The following is a 24012-nucleotide window of genomic DNA, read 5'->3' on the forward strand; positions in this document are numbered from 1 at the left end:
GGGGACGGGGACGACCCGGAACACTGGACGGCCGATCTCCTCACCGTGGAAAGGAAGGGCCGCTCGTGACGCTGCCCGTGGACCTCGAAAGCGATGCCGCACGGCTGCGCGCGGTCATGGCGGAGGACCTCGCCGTACGCGGGGCGCTGGACGATCCGGCCTGGCGGGCGGCGGTGGAGGAGGTTCCCCGGCACCGGTTCGTGCCCGGCTTCTACCTGCCCGGCGAGGAGCGGGACGGGCGGGGGCTCACCCTGTGGCAGCCGGTCACCGGCGCGCTCGACCACGGGCGCTGGCTGGCCGCCGCGTACTCCGACACCACGCTCATCACGCAGTTCGACGGCGAGGAACCCGACTGGGAGAACCCGGTCGAGCGGTACGGAGGGGCTCCGACCTCGTCCTCCACCCTGCCGTCGCTCGTGGTGCGGATGTGGGCCGACGCCGATGTCCGGGAGGGGCACTCGGTGCTGGAGATCGGCACGGGGACGGGGTACTCGACGGCGCTCGCCTGCGAACGTCTCGGATCCGCCGGTGTGACGAGCATTGAGGTGGATCCGTACCGGCTGGAGCGGGCCGCCGGCGCGCTGCACGGCTGTGGCTACACCCCCACCCTCGCGGTCGCGGACGGGTTGTACGGGTACTGGCCCGAGGCCCCGTTCGACCGGATCGTCGCGGCCTGCTCCTTCCGCGCCGTGCCGCCGGCCCTGGTCGCCCAGACGCGGCCTGGCGGGAAGATCCTGCTGACGCTCTCGGGCTGGCTCTATGGGTACGCCCGCGTCCTGCTCACCGTCGCCGGGGACGGCACTGCCGAGGGGCGCCTGCTGGGCGGCACGGTTTCTTTCATGTCGGCGCGCACGCACGCGGCGCCGGCGTTCGGCAACCCCGCCCACTGGGCGGCGGAGCTGCCGGGGGAGGCGCGAGTCGCCCGGCACGGTCCTGAGCGGATCACCGCCGCGACCGAGGAGGCCTTCCCTCTGCGCTTCCTCGCGCAGAGCGCCGTACCCGACGCCCAACTGGCCACCGTCGGCGACGCCCTGCATCTGATCGACGTGGTGAGCGGATCGGCCGCCGCGCTGACGCCTGGCGGCGACGGCGGCTGGCAGGTGCGGGAGGGAGGTTCGGTGCGGCTGTGGGAACGGGTCGAGCGTGTTCTCGACGCCTACGACATGGCGGGGCGGCCGGGACCGGAGACCTTCACCCTGTGCGTCCACGACGGCGGACAGCACCTGCGGCACCCGAGCATGCCCTGCCTTCCGTTGCCGTCTCCCTGAGGGGCGGCCCGGACGGAGCCGGACAGCCTCCGGTCGCACGGGCCACTCGCCTTCACAGCAGGCGCGTGACTGAACACGCTGAGTGACATGAATCGAGGAATCGCCGCACCGCGGACCCCGCTCCACCAGTTCACCGTGCCGCTCTCCAGCACGCGCCGGGGTGCCCGGCTGGCCCGGCTGCTCGCCACCGAGCAACTGGAGGCATGGGGGCTGCCGTTGGACCCGGCCCGGCTGATCGTCGCCGAACTGGCTACGAACGCCGTCGTGCACGGCCGTGTCCCCGGGCGGGGCTTCCGGCTCACCCTCACCGTCACCGTGGACGGGGTGCTGCGCATCGAGGTGGCCGACCCCAGGGGCGAGAAGGCACCCGCGAGCGGCAGCGCCCCGCCGGAGGCCGCCGAGTCGGGCTACGGTCTGCTGCTGGTCGAGGAGTTGGCTGAGGACTGGGGTGTGCTGCCGGGGCCGTTCCCGTGCAAGACCGTGTGGGCCGAGCTGGCGCTCGGACGCGTCCGGTGACCGAAAGGCCGGGGTGGCGCTCAAAGCAGCCGGAGCATGGTTGATCCGCTTGACCGCGGCTGTCAGGACAGGTCGCGCAGCGCCCGGCCCAGGGTCCGTACGCCTTCGGTGATGGCCCCGGGCGGGTCGGCCGCGTAGCCGAGGACCAGGCCCGGGGGGCCCGGGAGTTGGCGGTGCCAGGAGAGGGGGTGGCACTTCACGCCCCGGGTGAGGGCTGCGGCGGCGAGGTCGGTGTCGGGGACGTCCGGGGTGTAGGTGACCGTCAGGTGCAGGCCGGCCGCCGCGCCGTGGACGACCGCGCCCGGGAGATGTTCGCGTACGGCGTCGATCATCGCGTCGCGGCGGCGGATGTGACGGGCGCGGAGCAGTCGTAGGTGGCGCTCCAGTTGGCCCGACTCCATGAGCTGGGCGAGGACCAGTTGGGGCAGCACGGCGTTGCCCAGGTCGGTGAAGCGTTTGGCGTCGGTCAGCGCCTTCAGATGGCGGGCCGGCGGGAGGAGCCAGCCGATGCGCAGTGCGGGGGCGAGCAGTTTGGAGACGCTGCCCATGTAGTGCAGGCGGTCGGTGACCAGTGAGCGCAGCGCGGGTACGGGCGGGCGGTCATAGCGGTGCTCGGCGTCGTAGTCGTCCTCCAGGATCAGTCCGCCGTCCGCGGCCCAGCGCAGCAGTTCGCGGCGGCGTTCGCCGCTGGTCACGACGCCGGTGGGGAACTGGTGGGCGGGGGTGAGGAGGACGGCGCGGGCTCCGGTGGCGCGCAGTGCGTCGATGCGCAGGCCGTGGGGGTCGACCGGGACCGGTGGGGTGTCCAGCCCGCCGTTGCGCAGATGCTGACGGGTGCCGAGCGAGCCGGGGTCCTCCACCGCGACACCGGTGATGCCGTCCGTCAGCAGCACCGGGTTCAGCAGCGTGAGCGCCTGCGCGGTGCCGGCGACGATCAGGATCCCGTCCGGGTCCACCCGGATGCCGCGGCTGCGCGCCAGCCAGGCGGCCACGGCGCGGCGCAGTCGCGGGGCGCCGCGCGGGTCGCCGTATCCCAGGTCGGGGGCGGACAGTTCGGCGAGCACGGCCCGTTCGGCACGCAGCCAGGCCGTGCGGGGGAACGCGGAGAGGTCGGGCCGGCCCGGGGTGAGGTCGACGCGGGCGTCGGCGGCGCGCAGTACGTCGAAGACGTCGGCGCCGGGTTCGCCGGTGAAGGGGGAGTGCGGCGCCGGCTCAGCGGTGTGCCGGGCCTTCGGGCCGTGGGCCGGGGGTGCCGCGACCACCACCGTGCCGCCGCGTCGGCGCCCTTCGACATGGCCGTCCTCGGCGAGCCGCCGGTACGCCTCGGTGATCACACCGCGCGAGACGCGCAGTTCGGCGGCGAGCACCCGGGTGGCCGGCAGTCTGCTGCCCACGGTCAGCCGGCGATCGGTGATCGCCTGCCGCAGCCGCTGCGCCAGCCAGTCCGCCTTGCCGCCCGCGGGCGCTTCCCCGGGGTGCAGTGAGAGGAAGTCGGAACCGGGCGCCGGGGCGGTGGCGTCCGTCGCCGCGTCGGTCGTCGGCCGTTCTTGCTCGCTCACCGCGCCCATGGTGCCATGTGCCCGTCACCGTGCCCGGGTGCCGGACACGGGTTCGTCGCCGAACGTGAACTCCCGCGCGGAGGAGGTGAGAAGGGCCGTCACCGGGTCGGTCCGCCAGTGCGCGGCGAGTTCCGCGGCGATCGTCTCCACCACCGCCGCGACGGTGTCCGCACCGCCCTCGTGCATGGCCTCCGCGACGACGAAGATCCGGCCGGTGTGCTCGCCGACCGCCGAGTGGCCGCTCTGCCGGTTGGTCCAGCGGCGGGCATGCGCCCGGCCCGCGGAGTCGGCGTATGTCACCTCGCCGGGGGTGGGGTGTTCCGTGCCGCCGCCGAAGGCCGTGTACTCCTCGTCGCCGTGGGCATGGCGTACTTCGAGCAGCGGTCCTGTGATGCGGTCGGCGTCGAGGACGGCGACCGGGACCGCGTATGCGACGGAGATCGCGTTGCACAGGTCGACCACGGGGTGGATGCGCGGCAGTGTCCCTTCCTTGCGCAGTCGCCGCAGCAGGGACTCCGAGGCGCACCGGTACCGCGTCGGCTTCAGCCCCATCCGGGCGAAGGTCCGGCGCCACGCGAGCACTTCGGGAAACTGGCCTTCGGGGGCGTCGGCCAGCCGGGTCAGGGCGCGGGCGGTGTACTCCGTGAGGCGGGGGCCGACGTCGGCCGCCGGGCCGATGCCGGTGGCGTGCAGGGCGCCCACCGCGAGGCGGGGGTGGTCGGACCAGATCGCGTCCGCGTGCCGGAAGCGCATGTCAGGCCACCGCCATGCGTGCGCTCAGCCCGACGAAGCAGACGGCGAAGACCCGGCGGATGCCGGTCATGACCCGGGGGCGGGCCACCAGGCTCGCCCGGCGGCCGTGGGACAGCCCGGCGGCGAGGGTGTACACCACGCCGGTGCCGGGGGTGACCACCACGACCAGGGTGGTCAGAAGGAACGCGAGACTCACAGGATCCCTCCGGGAGATCGACGGTTCTCCCAGCCTGGTGCGGTCATGGTCCGAAGGGCAGAGCCAAAAGGTGTGGGGTCTACAGGTCCAAAAGGCAGGGGCTCCCGGTGCACGCACCGGATGCGGATCCGGTCTGCCGTCGTCGGCGGGGGCCTTTCCTCCGGCATCGCCCCGGGCGATGCCGCCGACTCGCCGTCGGCAAAGGCATGGGTGGGGCGGGCGTAGCGTAGGTGGTATGACGACGTACGGATCCTTCCCCGGCGCGCGGCCGCGGCGTCTGCGTACCACCCCCGCCATGCGGCGCATGGTCGCCGAGACCAGGCTGCACCCGGCCGACTTCATCCTCCCGGCCTTCGTGCGCGAGGGTGCGGACGAACCGGTGCCGATCGCGGCGATGCCCGGTGTCGTGCAGCACACGCGGGACAGTCTGAAGAAGGCGGCCGCCGAGGCGGTGGCGGCGGGGATCTCCGGGATCATGCTGTTCGGTGTGCCGGAGGAGTCGAAGAAGGACGCCCTCGGGACGCCGGGGACCGACCCGGACGGGATTCTCCAGGTCGCCCTGCGGGACGTGCGGGCCGAGGTCGGGGACGACCTGCTCGTCATGTCGGATCTCTGCCTCGACGAGACCACCGACCACGGGCACTGCGGGGTGCTCGACGACCAGGGCCGCGTCGACAACGACGCCACCCTCGAGCGGTACGCCGAGATGGCACGGGTCCAGGCCGACGCGGGAGCGCACGTGGTCGGGCCCAGCGGCATGATGGACGGGCAGATCGGGGTCGTCCGCGAAGCCCTCGACCAGATCGGCCGGGAGGACGTGGCGATCCTCGCCTACACCGCCAAGTACGCCTCCGCCTTCTACGGGCCGTTCCGGGAGGCCGTCGCCTCCTCGCTCCAGGGCGACCGCAAGACGTACCAGCAGGACCCGGCGAACGTCCGTGAGTCGATGCGCGAGCTGGCGCTCGACCTGGACGAGGGCGCCGACATGGTGATGGTGAAGCCGGCGGGCCCGTATCTGGACATTCTCGCGCGGGTCGCGGACACGGTGGACGTGCCGGTGGCGGCGTACCAGATTTCCGGTGAGTACTCGATGATCGAGGCGGCCGCCGAGAAGGGCTGGATCGACCGGGAGCGGGCGATCCTCGAGACGCTGACCGGCATCAAGCGGGCCGGCGCGCGCAACATCCTCACCTACTGGGCCACCGAGGTGGCCCAGAAGCTGAGGGCCGCTCAGTAGGAGAGGGCGTCGTCCATCGACTGCTGCCAGTACGTCACCTTCAGCGAGCTGTCGTAGTAGACGCCCTTGGCCGGCAGGGACGGGACCGCGGACGGGCCGCCGCTGCTGTTCGGGGTGCTGCCCTGGAAGCCGACGGTGAGCTTGTGGCCGGTGGTGCCGCCGTCGCCGCTGCCGTCGGCGGCCGACAGCAGGACACCGGCGTACGCCGACTCGCCCGGGGCGAGACTCACCACGGCCTGGCCCTGGCTCTCCTCGACCGGCCGCGGCACCCACTGCATCTCGTCGAAGCGGAGCACCGGGTAGTAGGTGAGGTCGCAGAGCTTGGATTCGGTGTTCTTGACCGTGATCAGCATGTGGTTGACGGGACGGGGGACCGGCCGGGCGGTGACGGCGGTGTTGGAGCCGTTGCAGGCGACGCGGCTCTGCGGGTCGTCGGAACCGTCCGAGGTGCCGCCGGTCTTGTCCTTGCCGCCGTCGTCGCCTTTGTCCTTGCCGCCGCCGGGCTCGGAGGACTTGTCCGAACCTGAACCCGAACCCGTCCCGTCCGCCGACGGGTCCGAGGGCGCATCGGCGGGCTTCTCCGTGGTCGCCGTCGCGGTCGGCGTGCCCGTGCCCTCGTCCTGTGTGCCCGTGCCGTCCTCGCAGGCGGTGAGGGCGAGCGTGGCCAGGGTGATTCCGGTGGCGGCGAGCAGGCGGAGGCGGGAGCTGCGCATGGCGAATTCCTTGTCATCGGTACGGGTCGGTACGGGCCGCTCGACCGTTTCGGCGGGAGCGGCGTGCTTGGATGACCAGAGCTTGTGGGGAGATCCGTCCCGGCCGCCACATCCGGCGGACCATCCGGGACGCTGGAACGCTCACACCGCTCTGACCTGGGGAAATGACCGTCCCCTGGAACGGCGGAACGGGACACGGGGAGGGGGGAACGGTGTCGGAAGGCATGCCCGCGGCGGAGTTCGCCGCGTTCCTGCGGGAGTTGAAGGACCGGTCGGGGCTGAGCTACGGGGTCCTCGCCAAGCGGCTCCACATGAGTACGTCGACCCTGCACCGGTACTGCAACGGGGACGCGGTGCCCACGGACTACGCGCCGGTGGAACGGCTGGCCCGGCTGTGCAAGGCGGGCCCCGAGGAACTGGTCGAGCTGCACCGGCGGTGGGTGCTGGCGGATGCGGCGCGGCGGCGCAGGCCCGAGCCCGCGGGGGCGGCGGCGCGGGAGAAGGACACCGGACCGGCGGTGGCGGAGACGCCGGGGAAGGACACGGAACCTCCAGCGGAGGCGGAGCTTCCGGCCGTCGGGGCCCCGGAGGCGGACGGCGAACCCCGGCCCCGTCCCGGTCCCCGCCCTCGGCACCGTACCCGTACCGCCGTCCTCGCCGGGACAGCCGTGGCCGCCGTGGCCGCCGTGGTCGTCGGTGTCACGCTGGCCGTGGGCCTGCCGGACGGCGGGACGGACGGCGGGACGGACGGTGGCGGGCGCAAGGGATCGGTCGGGGCCGCGGGCGTCGAGGGCAAGGACGTCACGCCCTCACCGTCGCTCTTCGCCTCTCCCTCCGCGTCCCCGTCCGCGTCCGCCCCCGGCGCGAAGGGCAAGGACGCGAGCAGCCCGCCGGCCCCCCGGGCCTCCGCCGCGCCGGACGCCCGGGCCCGGGGCCGCGGGGACCGTGGGGTGCCGCTCACCGTGCACACCGACCCGTACGCCTGGGACGACCCCTGCGGGCAGCGCTATCTGGTCAACCGGCCGGCGAGCGAGGTGGCACCGCCGCCCTTGCAGTCGGACGCGACGGCGTGGATCAGTTCGTTCGGGGCCGTCTCCTCCGGAGAGCAGTACGTGCAGCTCACTGTGCAGGGGACCTCGGACCGGACGGTGGTCGTCGAGGGGCTCAGCGTACGGGTGGCGGGCAAGCGGTCGCCGCTCCCCTGGAACGACTTCGTGATGGGCTACCCCGGCGTCGGCTGCGGCGGCAACGTGCCCACGCGTTCCTTCACCGTCGCCCTCGACGCCGCCCGCCCGGCCGTGACCCCGGAGGCCGGGCACCGGAACTTCCCGTTCTCGGTCAGCGAGTCCGACCCCGAGGTCTACTACATCACCGCCGACGCCTCCGCGTACGACGTGAGCTGGTACCTGGAGCTGAAGTGGTCCAGCGGTTCCCGCAGCGGCACGCTGACCGTGGACGACAAGGGCCGCCCCTTCCGCACCAGCGGCAACAACGGGCGCCCGGCGTACGAGTTTCCGCTGGGCGGCGAGGAGTGGGTGCCGGAGGGCACCACGATGTAGCCGCGCGCCGACGCCCACCCGGGTGGGCGTCGGCGGACGGTTCAGCCGAGGGCCTTCATGGTGCTCCAGTCCGTCGACAGCACGATCTTGACGGGTGAGCCCGTGTTGGTGCGGGACGGGTGGTAGACACGGGTCTGGCCGTCACCGCCGAACCGGGCCCAGATGTCGGGGATGTCGTCACCGTTGACATCGGGGATGCCCAGCGCCGTCGAGACGTTCGACTCCGTCCAGCTGGTGCCGTAGGAGACGTCCCCGTTCAGGGAGTTGGCCGCCAGCTTGAGCGACTCGAGGTCGACGCCGCCCTCGGTGCCGGGTTTGCCGTGGCGGACGTACATATTGCCGTTGTCCAGGTTGCGCCACAGCAGGTCGGCTGTGCTGTCACCGTTGATGTCGGCGACGTTGACGATGTCGCGGCGGCCCCAGGCGTCGTCGTTCATCAGCGTGGCGGTCTCGAAGCTCGCGCCGGTGTAGCCGGACAGCGTCCAGAACGCGGCGCCGGCCCGCAGCACGAGGTCGGGGTGCTTGTCACCGGTGATGTCGCCGACGGCCTTGATCTGGGTCCAGGTCGAGGGGGCCGGGGCGTTCGAGGGCAGCCGGATGCTCAGCCGCTTGTCCACGTTGAAGCTGCCGTAGCCGTCACCGGGGTAGAGCCAGAACCCGCCGTCGGGGGAGACGGCGAACAGGTCGGTGGCACCGTCGCCCGGGTAGGCGTCGTCGTAGTGCGTGATCAGGGCCGCCTTGTCCGTGGCGGGGTCGTACCAGTGGCCGGCCGGGTTCAGCCGCGTCTCGCCGGAGTCGTCCACCGTGTAGGAGGAGACCATGCACGAGAACAGCTCGCCGTCGGGTGCTCCGGGGCAGGTGTACAGGTAGCCGCTGGAGTTGACGATGAGAATGTCGGGGATGTCGTCGCCGCCGGTGTCGCCGGGCCCGTCGGCCTTGTCGCGCGGCGGTACGTACATGTTGTAGTCGGTGCGCACGCTCGGGTTGCCGTACTGGTCGTAGGCGTAGACGTTCAGCCGGGTGGGTCCGGCGTGCTCCGGCCGCAGGTCCGGGACGGTCGCGACGCCGTTGGCGTCGGCGGGGATTTCCTTGTACCCCAGGCCCTCGAAGGCGTACTTGAACTTCTTCGCGCCCGAGGAGGTGAAGGTGACCGAGCCGGTCGAGCCGAACTTGACCTTGGTCCAGGTCGTGCCGTCGGAGGTCGCCTGGGGGAAGTCCGTGCTGGCGACCTCGGGCTGGGCCGGGCCGCTGCCGTCGACGGTGATGATGCAGGGCGCGGTGCCCGGCGGGTGGAAGGAGGACACCAGACCGCCGGAGTCCTCGGCGCGCACGTCCCAGGCGTAGGTCGTCTTGTCGGTCAGGGGGAAGTCGACCGGGATGGACTGGCTCGCGGTGCCGTTGTCGTTCGGGGTGACCAGGTACTCCTTGCGGGTGGCGGTGTCACCGTTCACCCAGAAGCGGAAGCGCAGCTTGCTGAGGTTGTCGTCGGCGTCGGTGGCGTTCGCCGACAGGGTGATGACGGTCTTGCCGACCGTCACGCCCGTGCCGCCGACGACGCAGTTGCCGCCCGGGGAGGACTTGCCGTCCGTGGGCTCGTTCGGCGGGCGGTTGTAGTTGACCTCCAGCGTCGCCGATGTGGCGCGGAACTTGCGCCAGGTCTGGGTGTCGGACTCGCTGCTGGCGCGCATGCCGAAGGTGATGCTCGACCAGCCGCCGTCCGCGCCCTTCTGCGCGGCGCTCGTCACCGTGAACGACTCGTAGGCGTCCGGGCAGCTGGAGGACCAGCCGTGCGCGAAGGACTTGCGCTGGATCTCGCTGGACCAGCTCGGCTGCTTGTTCCACGTCGTGCCGGTCGAGATCCCTCCGGTCAGCCAGAGCTGGAACTGGCGGTCGGTGCAGGACCAGGAGTGGTTGTTGAGCACCTTGAAGTAGGCGGAGGTGACGTCCGCGCCCTTGATGGAGCTCTTGAAGTCCATCCGCCAGAAGGAGCGGCCGGTGCCGCCCGTGTCGTCCTCGTGGCCGACCCGGGCGTCGGAGGTGCCGGAGCTGAAGTTGGTGCCGTTCCAGAAGCTGGTGTTCGGATACGGCTTGTAGGCCGTCGTCCACGCCGCCCAACCGGTGGTGGCGGTCGGGTCCACGAACAGCGGGTACGTCACGTCCGCGGCCGTGAGCAGACCGGTCTTGGCGACGTCCAGTTCGAGCCGTGCGCTGCCGGTCTCGTCACCGGTCAGGCGCAGCGGCAGGGGGGCGCTGCGGGCGCCCGGTTCGATGCCGCTCAGGCCGGACAGCTTGAGCACGTCGGCGGAGGTGGCGACCGAGGTCCGCGGTTCGGCCTCCGGCTGGGGGAGTTCGGGGTCGCGGCCGCCGGAGTCCCACGCAAACGGGGTGGGGATCGAGCCGATCTCCTTGCCGTCCTTGTCGAGTACGAGGACCCGGCCGGCGCTCTCGTCGTGCCGGAAGACGGCCGTGTCGGAGCGCAGCCCGTAGGAGACGGTGGCCAGGGCCTTGTTCCGTGCGGCCTCCTTGGTCTTCACGATGAGCAGCTGCGCGAAGCCGCCCTCCTCGCGGGCGACCAGCAGCAGGTCGACGCCGGGCAGCACCTCGGGGTAGAGGGCGCGGGGGCCGTCGAGGACCGGCTCGGGCAGGGTGCCGGGCCAGGTGTAGGTGAGGGTGTGTCCGGCCACGTCCATCTCGGCCAGGACGCTTCCCTCTGCCTGAGCGTCCATCAGCGGGGCGCGGGCGAAGGAGCGTTCGGCCCGGGTCCCGCCGCGCGTGCCGTCGGCGAAGCGCACCGGGGCCGCCGGGTTGGCGGGGCGGATGCCGAGGCCGTCGGCGGTGTCGGTGCGGCGCAGCCGCGTGTCGATCGCGGCCCACTCGCCCTCGGCGTTCTTCGCCCGCCGGGGGGTCGCCGACATCTGCGTACGCATCTGGCCGTCGGGCCGGGCCCAGGTCAGGGAGGTGGGCGTGGTGGCGGTGTCGACGAGGACCTGCTTGCCGGTGCGCCGGGCCTCCGCCTGGGCGGCGGCCTCGTCGCGGGGGCCGGTGCCGGCCTGCCGTGCGCCGGTCGCCCGGTCCGCGCGGGACGCCGAGGGATCGTCGGGCAGCCACCACGGGAGCAGGGCTGCGGTCAGGGTGGCCACGAGGAGGCCGAGGCTGAGTGTCAGCCGGGTGCGCGTGCGCACGAACGGGCTGAGAAAACGAGGCGGCGCGGACACGGCTGTGGTTACTCCCGTGTGGACCAGGCGAATGCGGACAGCACAGACAGCCCCGGTCGGCTGGCCGCGGGGCATGAGCGCCGACACGATCACATGATCGACGCAGGTCGTCCATATATGAAGAATTTATAAGGCTGTGATGAACGCCTGGCCGGCCCATGGCCGACGATCGGACATGTCTGGGTTGTTCGATTTAATTGCCGGTCATCGCTGCATGGACAGGGATTTTCGCGTCGTTTCGCATTGATGGACATATCGACGTCCTGGCCCCCCTATGGCGCGTGACGTATATCACATGAGCCTGATGTCCGGCTCACGCGGCGATCTTGAAACGCGCCCCGTGCATGACAGAGGGTTCGGGCACGCATGCGCCTGATCAGGCACGTGCCTCTGGATTCGCTTGCCTGGTGGGGGAGTCGACGACGCGTATGCGTGCTCAACGTCCGCTGTCATGGCTGGGGCGGGGACGCCTGGCCGTGACGGAGTCACAACGACGGCGCCGACGGCACAGCCGCCTGGCGACCGTCCTTCTGTTGTCCTCGACGCTGACGGTGACCAGCCTCGGCGCGGACGCGTGGGCGATTCCGGGCCCGGGCATGGACCGTGCGGGGGTCGAACTCCCCGACCTGCCCGAGGACGTCCCGGTCGACGGGGACGAGGAGGCCGAGAAGAACCTCACCACCGCGCCCGAGGTCCCCGTCACCCCCTACCAACCGGTCGCGGTCACGCCGTGGACGGATGGTACGGGCACGGCGACCCTTGACGCGACCACGGCGCCGGGCAGCACCGTGCCGCTGTCCAACGGCCTGCCGGTCGCGATCGGGGTCCCCGAGGGTACCGACCCGGCCGCTCTCGACGGCGAGTGGCAGGTCGACCTGGCGGCGCCCACGACGTCCCAGGACGCGGGCGTCTCCGGCATGATCATGCAAGTCACCCCGCCGGCCGACGCGGACCCGGCCGCACAGGTGGCGCTCGCCGTCGACACCACCGGCTTCGCGGACCTCTACGGCCCCCAGGCGGCGGAGCGCTTCGGCCTGGTGCTGCTGCCGGACTGCGTACTGACCTCCCCCGACAGCGGCGACTGCGCCGCCGAGGGCGGCACGACGACCATGTCGCTCAAGGCCGCAGCCGAGGACAAGGCGCAGCGGCTGCCCAGCTCGGTCGAGGTGGTGCCCGCCAAGAAGGCGCCCACCAAGTCCAAGGCCGCGGCCAAGGCGCCGTCCCGCAAGATCCTCACCGGGTCGGTCCCGGTCGCGAACCTGCTCGGCGACACCGCCGCGGACTCGTCGACGTCGGGTGCCTCGGTACGGACCGCCTCCTTCGCGCGCGGCGACGCGCTCCAGGCCGTGGACGCCTCCGGCCCGCAGGTGATCGGCGCCCTGGACACCGGCGCCTCGGCCGCCGGCGACTTCAGCGCCACCCCGCTGCTGTCCTCCGGCTCCTGGTCGGCCGGCGCCTCCTCGGGCGCCTTCACCTACAGCTACGCCGTCCAGGTCCCGGAGACCGCAGGCGGACTGATGCCGAAGGTGGCCCTCGGCTACTCCTCGCAGTCCGTGGACGGCCGCACATCGGCGACGAACAACCAGGCCTCCTGGATCGGCGACGGCTGGGACTACAACCCCGGCTCGATCACCCGCACCTACGCCAACTGCCGCGAGGACTCCAAGAAGTCCGGGTCCAACAACGCCACGCACCGCACCGCCGACCTGTGCTGGGGCTCGGACAACGCCACCCTGTCGCTCGGCGGGACGACCACGGAACTGGTCTGGGACGACACCCAGAACACCTGGTTCACCGCCAACGGCGACGGGTCCACAATCGAGCGGATCCGCGACAACACCTCGGGCAACGGGGCCAAGGACGGCGAGTACTGGGTGGTCACCACCCGGGACGGCACCCGCTACCACTTCGGCCGGCACAAGCTGCCCGGCTGGTCGACGGACGACCCCGTCACCGACTCCGTGCTGACCGTCCCCGTTTACGGCAACCACGCCGGAGAGGACTGCTACAAGGCCGGCGACTGGCCGGGCTCGTGGTGCACCCAGGCCTGGCGGTGGAACCTCGACTATGTCGAGGACGTCCACGGCAACGCCATGTCGCTGTGGTGGAAGAAGGAGAAGAACTACTACGCGCGGAACTTCAACTTCAAGGCGCCCGTGGTCTACGACCGCGGCGGCTACCTCTCCCACATCTACTACGGCCAGCGCAAGGACAGCCTCTTCACGGCGACCGCCCCGGCCCGCGTCGGCTTCACCGTCGACGAGCGCTGCTTCACCGAATCCTCGCTGACCTGCACGGACGCCAACTTCACGGACAAGGACCCGGGCAAGTACCGCATCTGGTACGACACCCCGGCCGACCTCAACTGCCAGCCCGTCACCTCGACCCAGACCAGGAAGTGCTGGAACGCCGGGCCGACGTTCTGGACCCGCAAGCGCCTGACGGAGATCCAGACCTCCGCGCAGCGACGCACCGACACCACCGCCCGCCAGGTGGTGGACAAGTACCAGCTCACCCAGAACTTCCCGGTCCTGCGGACCGGCCCCAACACCGCCCTGTGGCTGGAGTCCGTCCAGCGCACCGGCTACGCCCGCAACGGCTCCACGGACGACAGCGTGACCCTGAACGCGGTCCGCTTCGAGCCCAACGCCGAGGACATGCCGAACCGGGTGATGCGCGGCTCCACCGACCCGCGTCCCGGCTTCTCCCGGCTGCGCATCGCGCGCGTCATCAACGAGTACGGCGGCGAGACCGTCGTCACCTACAAACCGGCCGCGGGCGACTGCGCCACCGGCACCGGCCTGCCCGGCAAGTCCGACACCGGCGCGCTGAAGTCCAACACGCGGCTGTGCTACCCGTCGTTCTGGCACCCGGACCCCGAGGTGCAGGACATCGACTGGTTCCACAAGTACGTGGTGCAGTCGATCGAGGAACTGCCCAACGTCGACGGGGCGTTCGCGACGAAGACGTCCTACGCCTACAAGAACGCCGGCTGGAAACTGGCCGAGGCCGAGTTCACCAAGAAGGCCACCCGCACCTACTCGACCTTCGCCGGCTTCGAGCAGACCACGGTGATCACGGGACCCGACCAGGACGAACCGTCCGTCGGCGCCAAGCGGTCCAAGGCGGTCACCCGCTTCTTCCGCGGCATGGGCGACACCGTCCCGGTCACCGACATCACCGGCACCGAGATAGCCAAGGACCGCGAGGCGTTCGCCGGCCGCATCGCCGAGGAACTGACCTACGCGACCGCCGACGCCGCCGACACGGACTGGCTGTCCCGCAGCGTCACCGTCCCCGCCGTGACCGAACTCGCCAGGCGCGACCGCGACGACGGGCTGTCCCCGCTGCGGGCCTGGCGGGTCACCGAGCCCGAGGAGATCGCGTACACCAAGTCCTCCGGCACCGGTGACGACACCCGCACCGAGCGGGTCGTCAGGACGAAGACGACGTACGAGGCGACCCACGGCCTGCCCGTCCAGGTCGAGTCACTCGGCGACACCGGCAAGTCGGGCGACGAGTCCTGCACCAAGCTCGAGTACCTCCACCACACCGGCAAGAACCTCATCGGCCTGAGCAAGCAGGCCCTCGTCTCGCCGACGACGTGCGCCGCCGCCGACTTCACCGACCTGTCCACGCTGAGCGGCGCCACGCGCACCGCGTACGACGGGCAGGCCTACGGCACCGCGCTCGGCACCGGCACACGCGGCCTGGCCACGGCGTCCTGGTCGCTCAACGGCTCCGGCACCGGCTTCCAGAGCGACGGCACCACCGCGTTCGACGCCGTCGGCCGCGTCGTGAAGCAGACCGACCCGGACGGCAACTCCGGGTCGATCACCTACACTCCGGCCACCGGCCAGGTCTTTGAGATCACCACGGCCAACGCACTCGGCCACACCGAGATCCAGGAGCTGGAGCCCGGCCGCGCCACCACGCTGCGGACCACCGACGCCAACGGCCACGTCAGCGAGGCACAGTACGACCCCCTGGGCCGCCTGCTGGAGGCCTGGGCACCTGGCCGCACCCCGTCGTCCTCCGCCGTGCCGGACTTCCGGGCGGTCTACACCGTCCCCGAGTACGACCCCGACGACCCGGCGAAGTCGGACCACAAGCCGCCGTACGTCACCACGTACACGCGGGGCTACAAGGACCGCGTCGAGAAGTCCGTCACCCTCTACGACGGCCTCGGCCGCGAGCGCCAGACGCAGGAGGAGGCCGACGGCGGACGCGGACACCTGATCACCGACACCCTCTACAACAGTGCCGGGGAGGTCTGGCAGACCAACAACGCCTACTACACCGACGAGGCGACCCCGGGCGTGCTGTTCCAGCCGCTCGCGGACACGGCCGTCCCCAACATCACCCGCTACACCTACGACGGCCTGGGCCGCGTGGTGCAGGAGACGCCGGTCCTGAAGGTCAAGGACCCGCTGACGGGCGAGTCGTCCTCCCAGCCGGTCCCCGAGCGGGCCACCCGGTACGAGTACGGCGAGGACTGGTCCAAGGTCGTCCACCCGACCGGCGCCTCCTCGTACCGCGTCTACACCGACGCCCTCGGCCGCACGGTCCGCACCGACACCTTCAACCCCGAGGCGCCCGGCGGCTTCACCTCGACGCGGTACGCCTACGACGGCCGCGGGCACCTGGTGACGGCCACCAACTCCGCCGACACGGCCCACCCGTGGAAGTGGACCTACGACCACCGCGGCCGCCAGATCACCGCCACCGACCCGGACTCGGGCACCACCCGCACGTCGTACGACGACCGCGACCGCCCGCTGACCACCACCAACGCCCGCGATGTCACGGTGTGGAACGGCTACGACGTCCTGTCCCGGCCGACCGAGCAGCGCCTGAACACCTCCACCGGGACGCTGCTGTCGAAGTACTTCTACGACACCGCCCCCGGCGGAAAGGGCCTGCCGGCCACCGCCGTCCGCTACACCGACGGCGAGGCCTTCACCCAGCAGATCAACGGCTACACCAAGGACTACGACCCGACCTCCACCACCCTGACCCTGCCGCAGTCGCTGTCCACCGGCTGGGGCCTGCCGAAGACGTACACATACGGCTACGAGTACAACGACCAGGGCATGCTGAAGGCGGCGTCCCTGCCGGCGGTCGGCAAGTTCGACGCCGAGAAGCTGGTCGTCCGCTACAACGAGGACGGCAAGCCGCTCTCCGTCTCCGGCAAGGACTGGTACGGCGCGGAGACCGTCTACGACGTCTACGGCCAGGTCCTGCGCTCCACCCTCGGCGCCCAGCCGTACCGGGTATGGACCCAGGCCCTGTACGACGAGTCCAGCGGTGAGCTGAAGCAGCAGTCGGTCTACCGCGAGCAGGCCGGCGACACCTCCGTGGTCGGCGGCAACCTCGTCTCCGACCGCAGCTACACCTACGACCCGGCCGGCAACGTCACCTCGATCCGGGAGCACTCCACCGGGATCGCGGAACGGCAGTGCTTCACCTACGACCCGCTGGGCCAGCTGAAGAAGGCCTGGACCGCCCAGGACCAGACCTCCTGCACGGGACCGGTCAAGTCCGACGGCACCCTCAACGTGGCCCCCGGCACCGACAAGTCCGGCTACTGGCAGGAGTACGAGTACGACCTGCTCGGCAACCGCACCAAGCTGACCGAGAAGGACCTCACCGGCGCCGCGGCCAAGGACGCCGTGAGCACCTACTCCTACGGCAAGGCCGACGGCAGCCAGCCGCACACGCTGACCAAGGTGTCCAAGACCTACACCACCCCGGCCGGGGCGCAGGTCACCGCGGAGGCCGAGCGGCTGTACGAGCTGACCGGCGAGACCAAGTCGGTCACCTCGCTGGACAACGGCGACAAGCAGGAGCTGACCTGGACCTACGACGGCAAGATCGACCGGATCAAGGGCGCCGGCGCCGGCGGCAAGACCCCGTACGTGGGCCTGGCCGACAAGTGCCTGGACCTCTCGGGCGGTCTGGCGACCGCGGGCCGCAAGATCCAGCTGTACTCCTGCAACACGTCCCCCGCACAGAGCTGGCGGTTCTCCCCCTCGCCGGGCGCCACGCAGACCGACCCGGACCGGGGCACGCTCAACGTCTACGACACCTGGTGCGTGCAGCCGGCCGCGAACACGGCGGGCTCGGCCGTCCAGCTCCAGAAGTGCGACGGTTCGGCGGCTCAGGAGCTGAAGCGCAATGCCACCGGCCAGCTCACGCATGTGGCGTCGGGCCTGTGCCTGGCGGTGCAGGGCGGAGACTCGGCCAACTCGACCCCGATCGTGCTGGCCGGCTGTGACGCCACCAAGGCCGAGCAGCAGTGGGCGGCGCAGAACGACACCCGTCACATCTACGGCCCTGACGGCTCCCGCCTGCTGACGATCAAGGGCAAGCAGGCCACGCTGCACCTGAGCGAGGCCGAGGTCACCGTCGGGCAGGGCGGTGTGCTGATCAACACCCAGCGCACCTACTCCGCCCCCGGCGGCGCGGTCATGCGGTACGCCTACGGCAACGGCGCCGACCAGCTGGTCGCCCTCGCCGGCGACCACCAGGGCAGCACCTTCGTGGAGGTCGGGCTCAGGGCCGACAACCCCGTCCGCATCCGCAAGCAGGACCCGTTCGGCAACCAGCGCGGCGCCGACACCGTCGGTGAGAACTTCCAGGCCCACACCGGGTTCCTCGGGGCACCCCGTGACGACTCATCGGGCTTCGTCCCGCTGGGTGCGCGTCTGTACGACCCGGTGGTCGGACGTTTCCTGTCCGTCGACCCGGTGCTGGACCTGAACGACCCGCTCCAGTCGAACGGGTACGCCTACGCCCACAACAACCCGGTGACGATGTCCGACCCCTCGGGTCTGGCCATCTCGCTGACCGCTTCCGAGCGGGCGGCGGCCCTGCAGGGCGCGGGCCTTTCGGCGGCGCAGGTCGCCCAGGCACACGCCACCATGAACAAGTCCCTCACCTCGGTGATCCTCGCCGTGGCCTGGGAGACGCTGAAGGACTTCATCGGCATCAACGACGCCATGGCCTGCTTCGGCGGTGACATGTGGTCGTGCGTGAGCCTCGTCGTCGGCGCGATCCCGTGGACCAAGATCGGCAAGATCCCGAAGGTGATCAAGGCGGTCGAGCGGACGATCAGCGCGGTCAAGGCCTTCAACAAGGCGAAGAAGCTCGCGCAGGCCGTCCTGAAGAAGGCGAAGGCCGCGGAGGCGGCCGCGCTGGCGGCCAAGAAGGCGGCGATCGAGAAGGCCAAGAAGGCGGCCGCGCAGAGAGCGAAGAAGAAGGCCGCCGAACGGGCGAAGAGAATCGCCGACCAAGCGGCCCAGAGAACCAAGAAAACCGGCAACCCCGTCCAGAAGCAGGCGCAGGCCAAGGCAGCCCCCAAGGTGTCCTCCGCCGGCAAGGGCTCGGGCGGCGCCGGAAAGGGCGGCGGCTCCAAGCCGGGCGGCAGCTCCGGCGGCTCCGCCAAGAGCAACGGCGGCTCGAGCGGCAGCGGCGGCTCGGGCAAGTCCGACGGCGGTGGTTCCTGCCCGATCAACAACAGCTTCGTACCCGGTACCAAGGTCCTGATGGCCGACGGCACCACGAAGCCGATCGAGCAGGTCAAGGCCGGCGACAAGGTCGTCGCGACCGACCCGAAGACGGGGAAGACCCGGATCGAGAGGGTTACCGCCGAGATCAAGGGCGAGGGCCTGAAGCACCTGGTCAAGGTCACCATCGACACGGACGGCGACAAGGGCACCAAGACCGCCCAGGTCACCGCGACCGACGGCCACCCCTTCTGGGTCCCCGAGCTCCGCGAGTGGGTCGACGCGACGGCCCTCAAGCCCGGCCAGTGGCTGCAGACCAGCGCGGGCACGTATGTCCAGGTTTCCGCAGTGGAGCGCTGGACCACCACCGACGCCACGGTCCACAACCTCACCGTCGGCAACACGCACACGTACCATGTGCTGGCAGGCGCCACTTCGGTCCTCGTTCACAATTGCGGTACCGCCCGGTTCGAAGTGGATTCCAGCGGGGTTGTGAGTGACACAGCAAACCCGGTCACGGCCACAGTTCCGTACAATCGGGCTACGCATTACGGTGGCTCTCAGACGAACGGCCCTGGCGGCCGGGCGGCGCGAGCGGCGGCAGAGGGCCAGCCGTGCCCGGTGTGCGGCACTACGATGACATCAGGAACCGCTCATGCCCCCATTCCCGAGCACGACCCGCCGCTTGTCATGCACTACTATCGCGGCGGCGGGTCGGAAATGACGAATGCAGAGCGAAGGGCCTACGCAAGGGAAGAAGGCATCAATGGGGCCGCATGTCAGGTCTGTCAGCGATCGCAGGGGGCCGAGCTGGCGAAGGTCTCCAAGGCGATAAAAAGGAATCTGGGACTATGACCGAGGAAAGCGAACGATTGTCGGCCCTCGAGCGGCATGTTCGGAGATTCTGGGATGGTCATATTGTGGAGTCCTCCACCTGGGACCGCGGGCCGATCCTGGAGCGGGTTCCGCACTTCGCCACCTACCGGGTCTACCCCCAGCGTGCTGGTGAGGCATGGGTTTACGTGACAGTCGGGTCCTCTGTGCATGGATCTGCAGACGACGGAATCGAGTTCTTCCTCATGTCTCCCGTGGCTGCCGACATTCACTCGGAAACGTTGGCAATGGTGAGTCACTACCACTCGTTCGAGGCTCATCAGTTGGGTGTGGGATCGGTCATCAATATTGGCCGCCCTTGGATGCCGGATTCACGCATGGATCACCTCTTGGTGAGCCTTCCGTACCCCTACGGGCCTGAACTTGAATGGGCTCCGACGGAAGCGGGGGGTGCCCGATTCTTGTGGCTGCTTCCGATCCACAAGAGCGAGGCTGACTTCATCAAGCGTCAGACTCTTGATGAGTTCGAATCCATGCTGGACGCGGAAGGCGTAAACGTTCTCGATCCCAATAGGAATCCGATCGTCTGAGGAAATCCCGCTACTTTACGGCTCGTATTAGAGCCGTAAAGGGATGCGTGTAATACCGTGGGACTCAGAAAGTCACTGTAGGGCCCCGCCAGAAATGTGATCTGGCGGGGCCCTGTAGCGTAGCCGGCCGGAACGGTCGAACGGCCCCGGCCGGTCCTGTTCGGGCGGTGGGGCCGTTCCTATGGGTGTGGGTGTCGTCAGAGGCGTTCGGGCGTCCGGATGCCCAGGAGGGCCATGCCCTTGGTCAGGGTGCGGGCTGTCATGTCGCAGAGGAAGAGGCGGTTGGCGATCTGTTCCGGGGTGTCCGCCTTCAGGACCGGGCACTTGTCGTAGAAGGACGTGTACAGCGACGCCAGCTGGTACAGGTACGCGGCCAGCTTGTGGGGGGCGTATTCCGACGCCGCCTCGGAGACCGTGTCGCCGAACGCGTCCAGGTGCAGGCCCAGCGCACGCTCCGCCTCGTGCAGCTCCAGCTCCGGGTGGGCCGCGGGGCGGACCTCGCCGGCCTTGCGGAGGATGGACTGGATACGGGCGTACGCGTACTGCAGATACACCGACGTGTCGCCGTTGAGCGAGACCATCTGGTCCAGGTCGAACTTGTAGTCCCGGCTCGGCGACGTCGACAGGTCCGCGTACTTGACCGCGCCGATGCCGACCTGCGCGGCCCGCTCCCGGATCTCGTCCTCGGTGAGGTCCTTCGCCTTCTCCCGCACGACCTCGGCGGCCCGCTGGACGGCCTCGTCCAGCAGGTCCTCGAGGCGCACCGTCTCGCCCTCACGCGTCTTGAACGGCTTGCCGTCCGCGCCGAGCACCGTGCCGTAGCCCATGTTGTGCGCGGTGACGTCCTCGTTCAGCCAGCCCGCCCGGCGGGCCGTCTCGAAGACCATCTTGAAGTGCAGGGACTGGCGGACGTCCACCACATAAAGGAGCGTCGTCGCGTTCAGCTCGCCGACCCGGTGGCGGATCGCCGTGAGGTCGGACGCCGCGTAGCCGAAGCCGCCGTCGGCCTTCTGCACGATCAGCGGGACCGGCTGGTCGTCCTTGCCCCGGATCTCGTCGAAGAAGACTACGAGCGCGCCCTCGGAACGGACCGCGACGCCCATTTCCTCCAGGAGCCGAGCCGTCTCCGGCATGCCCTCGTTGTACGCCGACTCGCCGACGATCTCCTCGTCACGGATCTCCATGTCGAGCTTTTCGAAGACCGAGTAGAAGTAGACCTTCGACTCGTCGACGAACTGCTGCCAGAGTTCGAGGGTCTCCTTGTCGCCGGACTGCAGCGCGACGACCCGCTTGCGGGCCCGCTCCTTGAACTCCTCGTCCGCGTCGAACAGCGCACGCGACGCCTTGTACACCCGGTTCAGGTTCGACATGGCCTGCTCGCCGTCGACCTCCTCCGGCGGGGCCAGCTCGCCCGGGTGCTCGAACAGGTACTGGATGAGCATGCCGAACTGGGTGCCCCAGTCGCCGATGTGATGCCGGCCGATCGTCTTCTCGCCCGTGAAGTCGAGCATGCCGCGCAGGGCGTCGCCGATGACCGCCGACCGCAGATGACCGACGTGCATCTCCTTCGCCACGTTCGGCTGGGCGTAGTCGATGACCGTGACGCCCGCGTTCTCGTTCAGCGGCACACCGAGACGCTCGGCGTCCGCGTACCGCGCGGCGAGGTTCCGGATGATCGCCCCGTCGGCGACCGTGATGTTGAGGAAGCCGGGACCGGACACCTCGACGTCCTTGATCAGATCGCCCGTGGTGATACGGGCCACGACCTCGGCCGCCAGATCCCGCGGGTTCGCCTTCGCCCTCTTGGCCAGCGCGAGGATGCCGTTGGCCTGGAAGTCCGCCCGGTCGCTTCGGCGCAGCAGCGGATCGGCGCCGGCTGCCTCCGGCCGGGTGGCCGAGAGGGCGGACGCGAGCTGCTGCTGGACGGAGTCGGTGAGGGACGTGACCGAGGCCATGGAGGCTGCCGTTCTGCTCGGGTTCGTGGACTGCTACGAACATCGAGTATCCCACGCGGTGAAAAGCGATTTTCGCGGATGAGGGCCGGGCTGGGAGAATGAAGCGGTCAGCCGTGCGACCGTACCGGCTGCCCGAGCAGAGAGAAGGACGTGCCGATCGTGGCTCAGAGCACCGAGACCACCGACTGGGTCTCCCGTTTCGCGGACGACGTCATCGAGGAGTCGGAGCGTCGGGCCCCGGGCAAACCCGTCGTCGTCGCGTCCGGTCTCTCCCCCTCGGGCCCCATCCACCTCGGGAACCTGCGCGAGGTCATGACCCCCCACCTCGTCGCCGACGAGATCCGCCGGCGCGGTTACCAGGTCCGCCACCTGATCTCCTGGGACGACTACGACCGGTACCGCAAGGTCCCGGCCGGCGTCCCCGGAGTCGACGAGTCCTGGGCCGAGCACATCGGCAAGCCGCTGACCTCCGTCCCCGCCCCCAAGGGCTCGGCGCACCCCAACTGGGCCGAGCACTTCAAGGCCGCCATGATCGAGTCGCTGGCCGAGCTGGGCGTGGAATTCGACGGGATCAGCCAGACCGAGCAGTACACCTCCGGTGCCTACCGCGAGCAGATCCTGCACGCCATGCGGCACCGCGGGGACATCGACGCGATCCTCGCCCAGTACCGCACCAAGAAGGCTCCCGCCAAGAAGCAGCAGCAGAAGCCGGTCGACGAGGCCGAACTGGAAGCCGCCGAGGGGTCCGGCGCCGCCGCCGAGGACGACGGCAGCTCGGGCGCGGCAGGGTACTTCCCGTACAAGCCGTACTGCGGCAACTGCGAGAAGGACCTGACGACGGTCACCGCCTACGACGACGACTCCACCGAGCTCACCTACGCCTGCACGGCCTGCGGTTTCTCGGAGACCGTCCGGCTGAGCGAGTTCAACCGCGGCAAGCTGGTCTGGAAGGTCGACTGGCCCATGCGCTGGGCCTACGAGGGGGTCGTCTTCGAGCCCAGCGGCGTCGACCACTCCTCGCCCGGGTCGTCATTCCAAGTCGGCGGGCAGATCGTCGGGATCTTCGGCGGCAAGCAGCCCATCGGGCCGATGTACGCCTTCGTCGGCATCAGCGGCATGGCGAAGATGTCGTCGTCCCGGGGCGGCGTGCCCACGCCCGGCGACGCGCTGAAGATCATGGAGCCGCAGCTGCTGCGCTGGCTGTACGCACGACGCCGGCCCAACCAGTCCTTCAAGATCGCCTTCGACCAGGAGATCCAGCGCCTCTACGACGAGTGGGACCGCCTCGACGCCAAGGTCGCCGACGGCTCCGCCCTGCCCGCCGACATCGCCGCGCACTCCCGCGCGGTGCGCACCGCGAGCGGTGAGCTGCCGAGGACGCCTCGTCCGCTGCCCTACCGCACGCTGGCCTCGGTGGCCGACATCACCGCCGGGCACGAGGACCAGGCCCTGCGGATCCTCAGCGAACTCGACCCGGCCAACCCGCTGAGCTCGCTCGACGAGGCCCGGCCGCGGTACGACAAGGCCGAGGCGTGGATCAACACCTACGTCCCCGCCGACCAGCGCACCATCGTCCGCACGGAGCCCGACGCGGAGCTGCTCAAGTCGCTCGACGAGCAGGCACAGCAGTCACTGCGCCTGCTGCTCGACGGGCTCTCCGACAACTGGTCGCTGGACGGGCTCACCCACCTCGTCTACGGCGTGCCGAAGGTCCAGGCGGGCTTCCCGGCCGACGCCACGCCCAAGGAGCTGCCGCCGGAGATCAAGACCGCCCAGCGGTCGTTCTTCGCGCTGCTCTACCACCTGCTGGTGGGCCGGGACACCGGGCCGCGCCTGCCCACGCTGCTGCTGGCGGTGGGGCAGGACCGGGTGCGGGCCCTGCTCGGGGAGTAGGCGGTACGACGACAGGGGGCGCCCGGTGATCACCGGGCGCCCCCTCTCGTCGCATGCGCGCGCTACCGGGAGTATTCGCAGTGCACCGGGCTTCGGCCCGGTGGTGAAGCGAATCTGAGAGCTGCTCTGACCTCAGCTGTGTGCACGGATTCGCACTGTTCACCTCAACCCGGGTCAGAGCGGCCGGTTCTGCTGCTCGATGTACTGCTTCACGAT

General features: G+C 70.3%; 12 protein-coding genes and 1 pseudogene. 7 read left to right on the forward strand and 6 right to left on the reverse strand.

Annotated elements, in window-relative coordinates:
• The first annotated feature begins 65 nt into the window (after positions 1-65).
• Both tgmC and AB0L56_RS30175 read left to right on the forward strand, forming a co-directional pair.
• Positions 66-1268 (forward strand): ATP-grasp peptide maturase system methyltransferase, encoded by a 1203-nt coding sequence (gene tgmC, locus AB0L56_RS30170; RefSeq protein WP_365428951.1) that lies wholly within the window; start codon positions 66-68, stop codon positions 1266-1268.
• An 87-nt stretch (positions 1269-1355) separates the two neighbouring features.
• The gene (locus tag AB0L56_RS30175; protein WP_365428954.1) at positions 1356-1784 is read left to right on the forward strand and encodes an ATP-binding protein; all 429 of its coding nucleotides are present in this window, start codon (positions 1356-1358) and stop codon (positions 1782-1784) included.
• A gap of 62 nt (positions 1785-1846) precedes the next feature.
• Here AB0L56_RS30175 and AB0L56_RS30180 read toward each other — a convergent pair whose 3' ends face one another.
• The 3 genes and pseudogenes from AB0L56_RS30180 to AB0L56_RS30190 form a co-directional block, all read right to left on the reverse strand.
• Positions 1847-3352 (reverse strand): PLP-dependent aminotransferase family protein, encoded by a 1506-nt coding sequence (locus AB0L56_RS30180; protein WP_365428957.1) that lies wholly within the window; start codon positions 3350-3352, stop codon positions 1847-1849.
• Positions 3353-3367: 15 nt separating this feature from the next.
• A complete protein-coding gene (locus AB0L56_RS30185) occupies positions 3368-4096 on the reverse strand; it encodes a phenylalanine--tRNA ligase beta subunit-related protein (RefSeq protein WP_365428960.1) in 729 nt (242 codons plus the stop codon).
• A gap of 82 nt (positions 4097-4178) precedes the next feature.
• A pseudogene (locus tag AB0L56_RS30190) lies at positions 4179-4292 on the reverse strand (LysE family translocator); the annotation flags it as partial.
• A 235-nt stretch (positions 4293-4527) separates the two neighbouring features.
• Here AB0L56_RS30190 and hemB point away from each other — a divergent pair.
• Positions 4528-5529 (forward strand): porphobilinogen synthase, encoded by a 1002-nt coding sequence (gene hemB, locus AB0L56_RS30195; RefSeq protein ID WP_365428963.1) that lies wholly within the window; start codon positions 4528-4530, stop codon positions 5527-5529.
• Here the strand turns inward: hemB and AB0L56_RS30200 are convergent.
• The gene (locus tag AB0L56_RS30200; RefSeq protein ID WP_365428966.1) at positions 5523-6242 is read right to left on the reverse strand and encodes a DUF4232 domain-containing protein; all 720 of its coding nucleotides are present in this window, start codon (positions 6240-6242) and stop codon (positions 5523-5525) included. The two genes, hemB and AB0L56_RS30200, sit on opposite strands and share 7 nt — an antisense overlap.
• Before the next feature lie 224 nt (positions 6243-6466).
• On the opposite strand from AB0L56_RS30200, the gene AB0L56_RS30205 reads away from it, so the two are divergent.
• On the forward strand, positions 6467-7801 hold the full coding sequence (locus AB0L56_RS30205; protein ID WP_365428969.1) for a helix-turn-helix transcriptional regulator: 1335 nt from the start codon (positions 6467-6469) through the stop codon (positions 7799-7801).
• A gap of 41 nt (positions 7802-7842) precedes the next feature.
• Here the strand turns inward: AB0L56_RS30205 and AB0L56_RS30210 are convergent, their stop codons facing one another.
• Entirely contained in the window at positions 7843-11016 is a 3174-nt protein-coding gene (locus AB0L56_RS30210) for a DNRLRE domain-containing protein (RefSeq protein ID WP_365428972.1), read from the reverse strand.
• 515 nt (positions 11017-11531) lie between these two features.
• On the opposite strand from AB0L56_RS30210, the gene AB0L56_RS30215 reads away from it, so the two are divergent.
• Both AB0L56_RS30215 and AB0L56_RS30220 read left to right on the forward strand, forming a co-directional pair.
• Positions 11532-19379 carry a ricin-type beta-trefoil lectin domain protein gene (locus tag AB0L56_RS30215; protein ID WP_365428984.1) on the forward strand — a complete coding sequence of 2616 codons (7848 nt, stop codon included), beginning with the start codon at positions 11532-11534 and terminating at the stop codon, positions 19377-19379.
• A complete protein-coding gene (locus AB0L56_RS30220) occupies positions 19376-19948 on the forward strand; it encodes a suppressor of fused domain protein (RefSeq protein ID WP_365428975.1) in 573 nt (190 codons plus the stop codon). Before AB0L56_RS30215 ends, AB0L56_RS30220 begins: the two co-directional genes overlap by 4 nt.
• Positions 19949-20145: 197 nt before the next feature.
• On the opposite strand, the gene argS is transcribed toward AB0L56_RS30220, so the two are convergent.
• Complete coding sequence (argS, locus tag AB0L56_RS30225; protein ID WP_365428978.1) at positions 20146-21903, reverse strand: arginine--tRNA ligase; 1758 nt, start codon at positions 21901-21903, stop codon at positions 20146-20148.
• A gap of 150 nt (positions 21904-22053) precedes the next feature.
• Here argS and lysS point away from each other — a divergent pair, with 150 nt between their 5' ends.
• The gene (gene lysS / locus AB0L56_RS30230; protein ID WP_365428981.1) at positions 22054-23796 is read left to right on the forward strand and encodes a lysine--tRNA ligase; all 1743 of its coding nucleotides are present in this window, start codon (positions 22054-22056) and stop codon (positions 23794-23796) included.
• Positions 23797-24012: the final 216 nt, after the last annotated feature.

It is taken from the genome of Streptomyces sp. NPDC052079 (assembly GCF_040680275.1).
GTDB lineage: Bacteria > Actinomycetota > Actinomycetes > Streptomycetales > Streptomycetaceae > Streptomyces.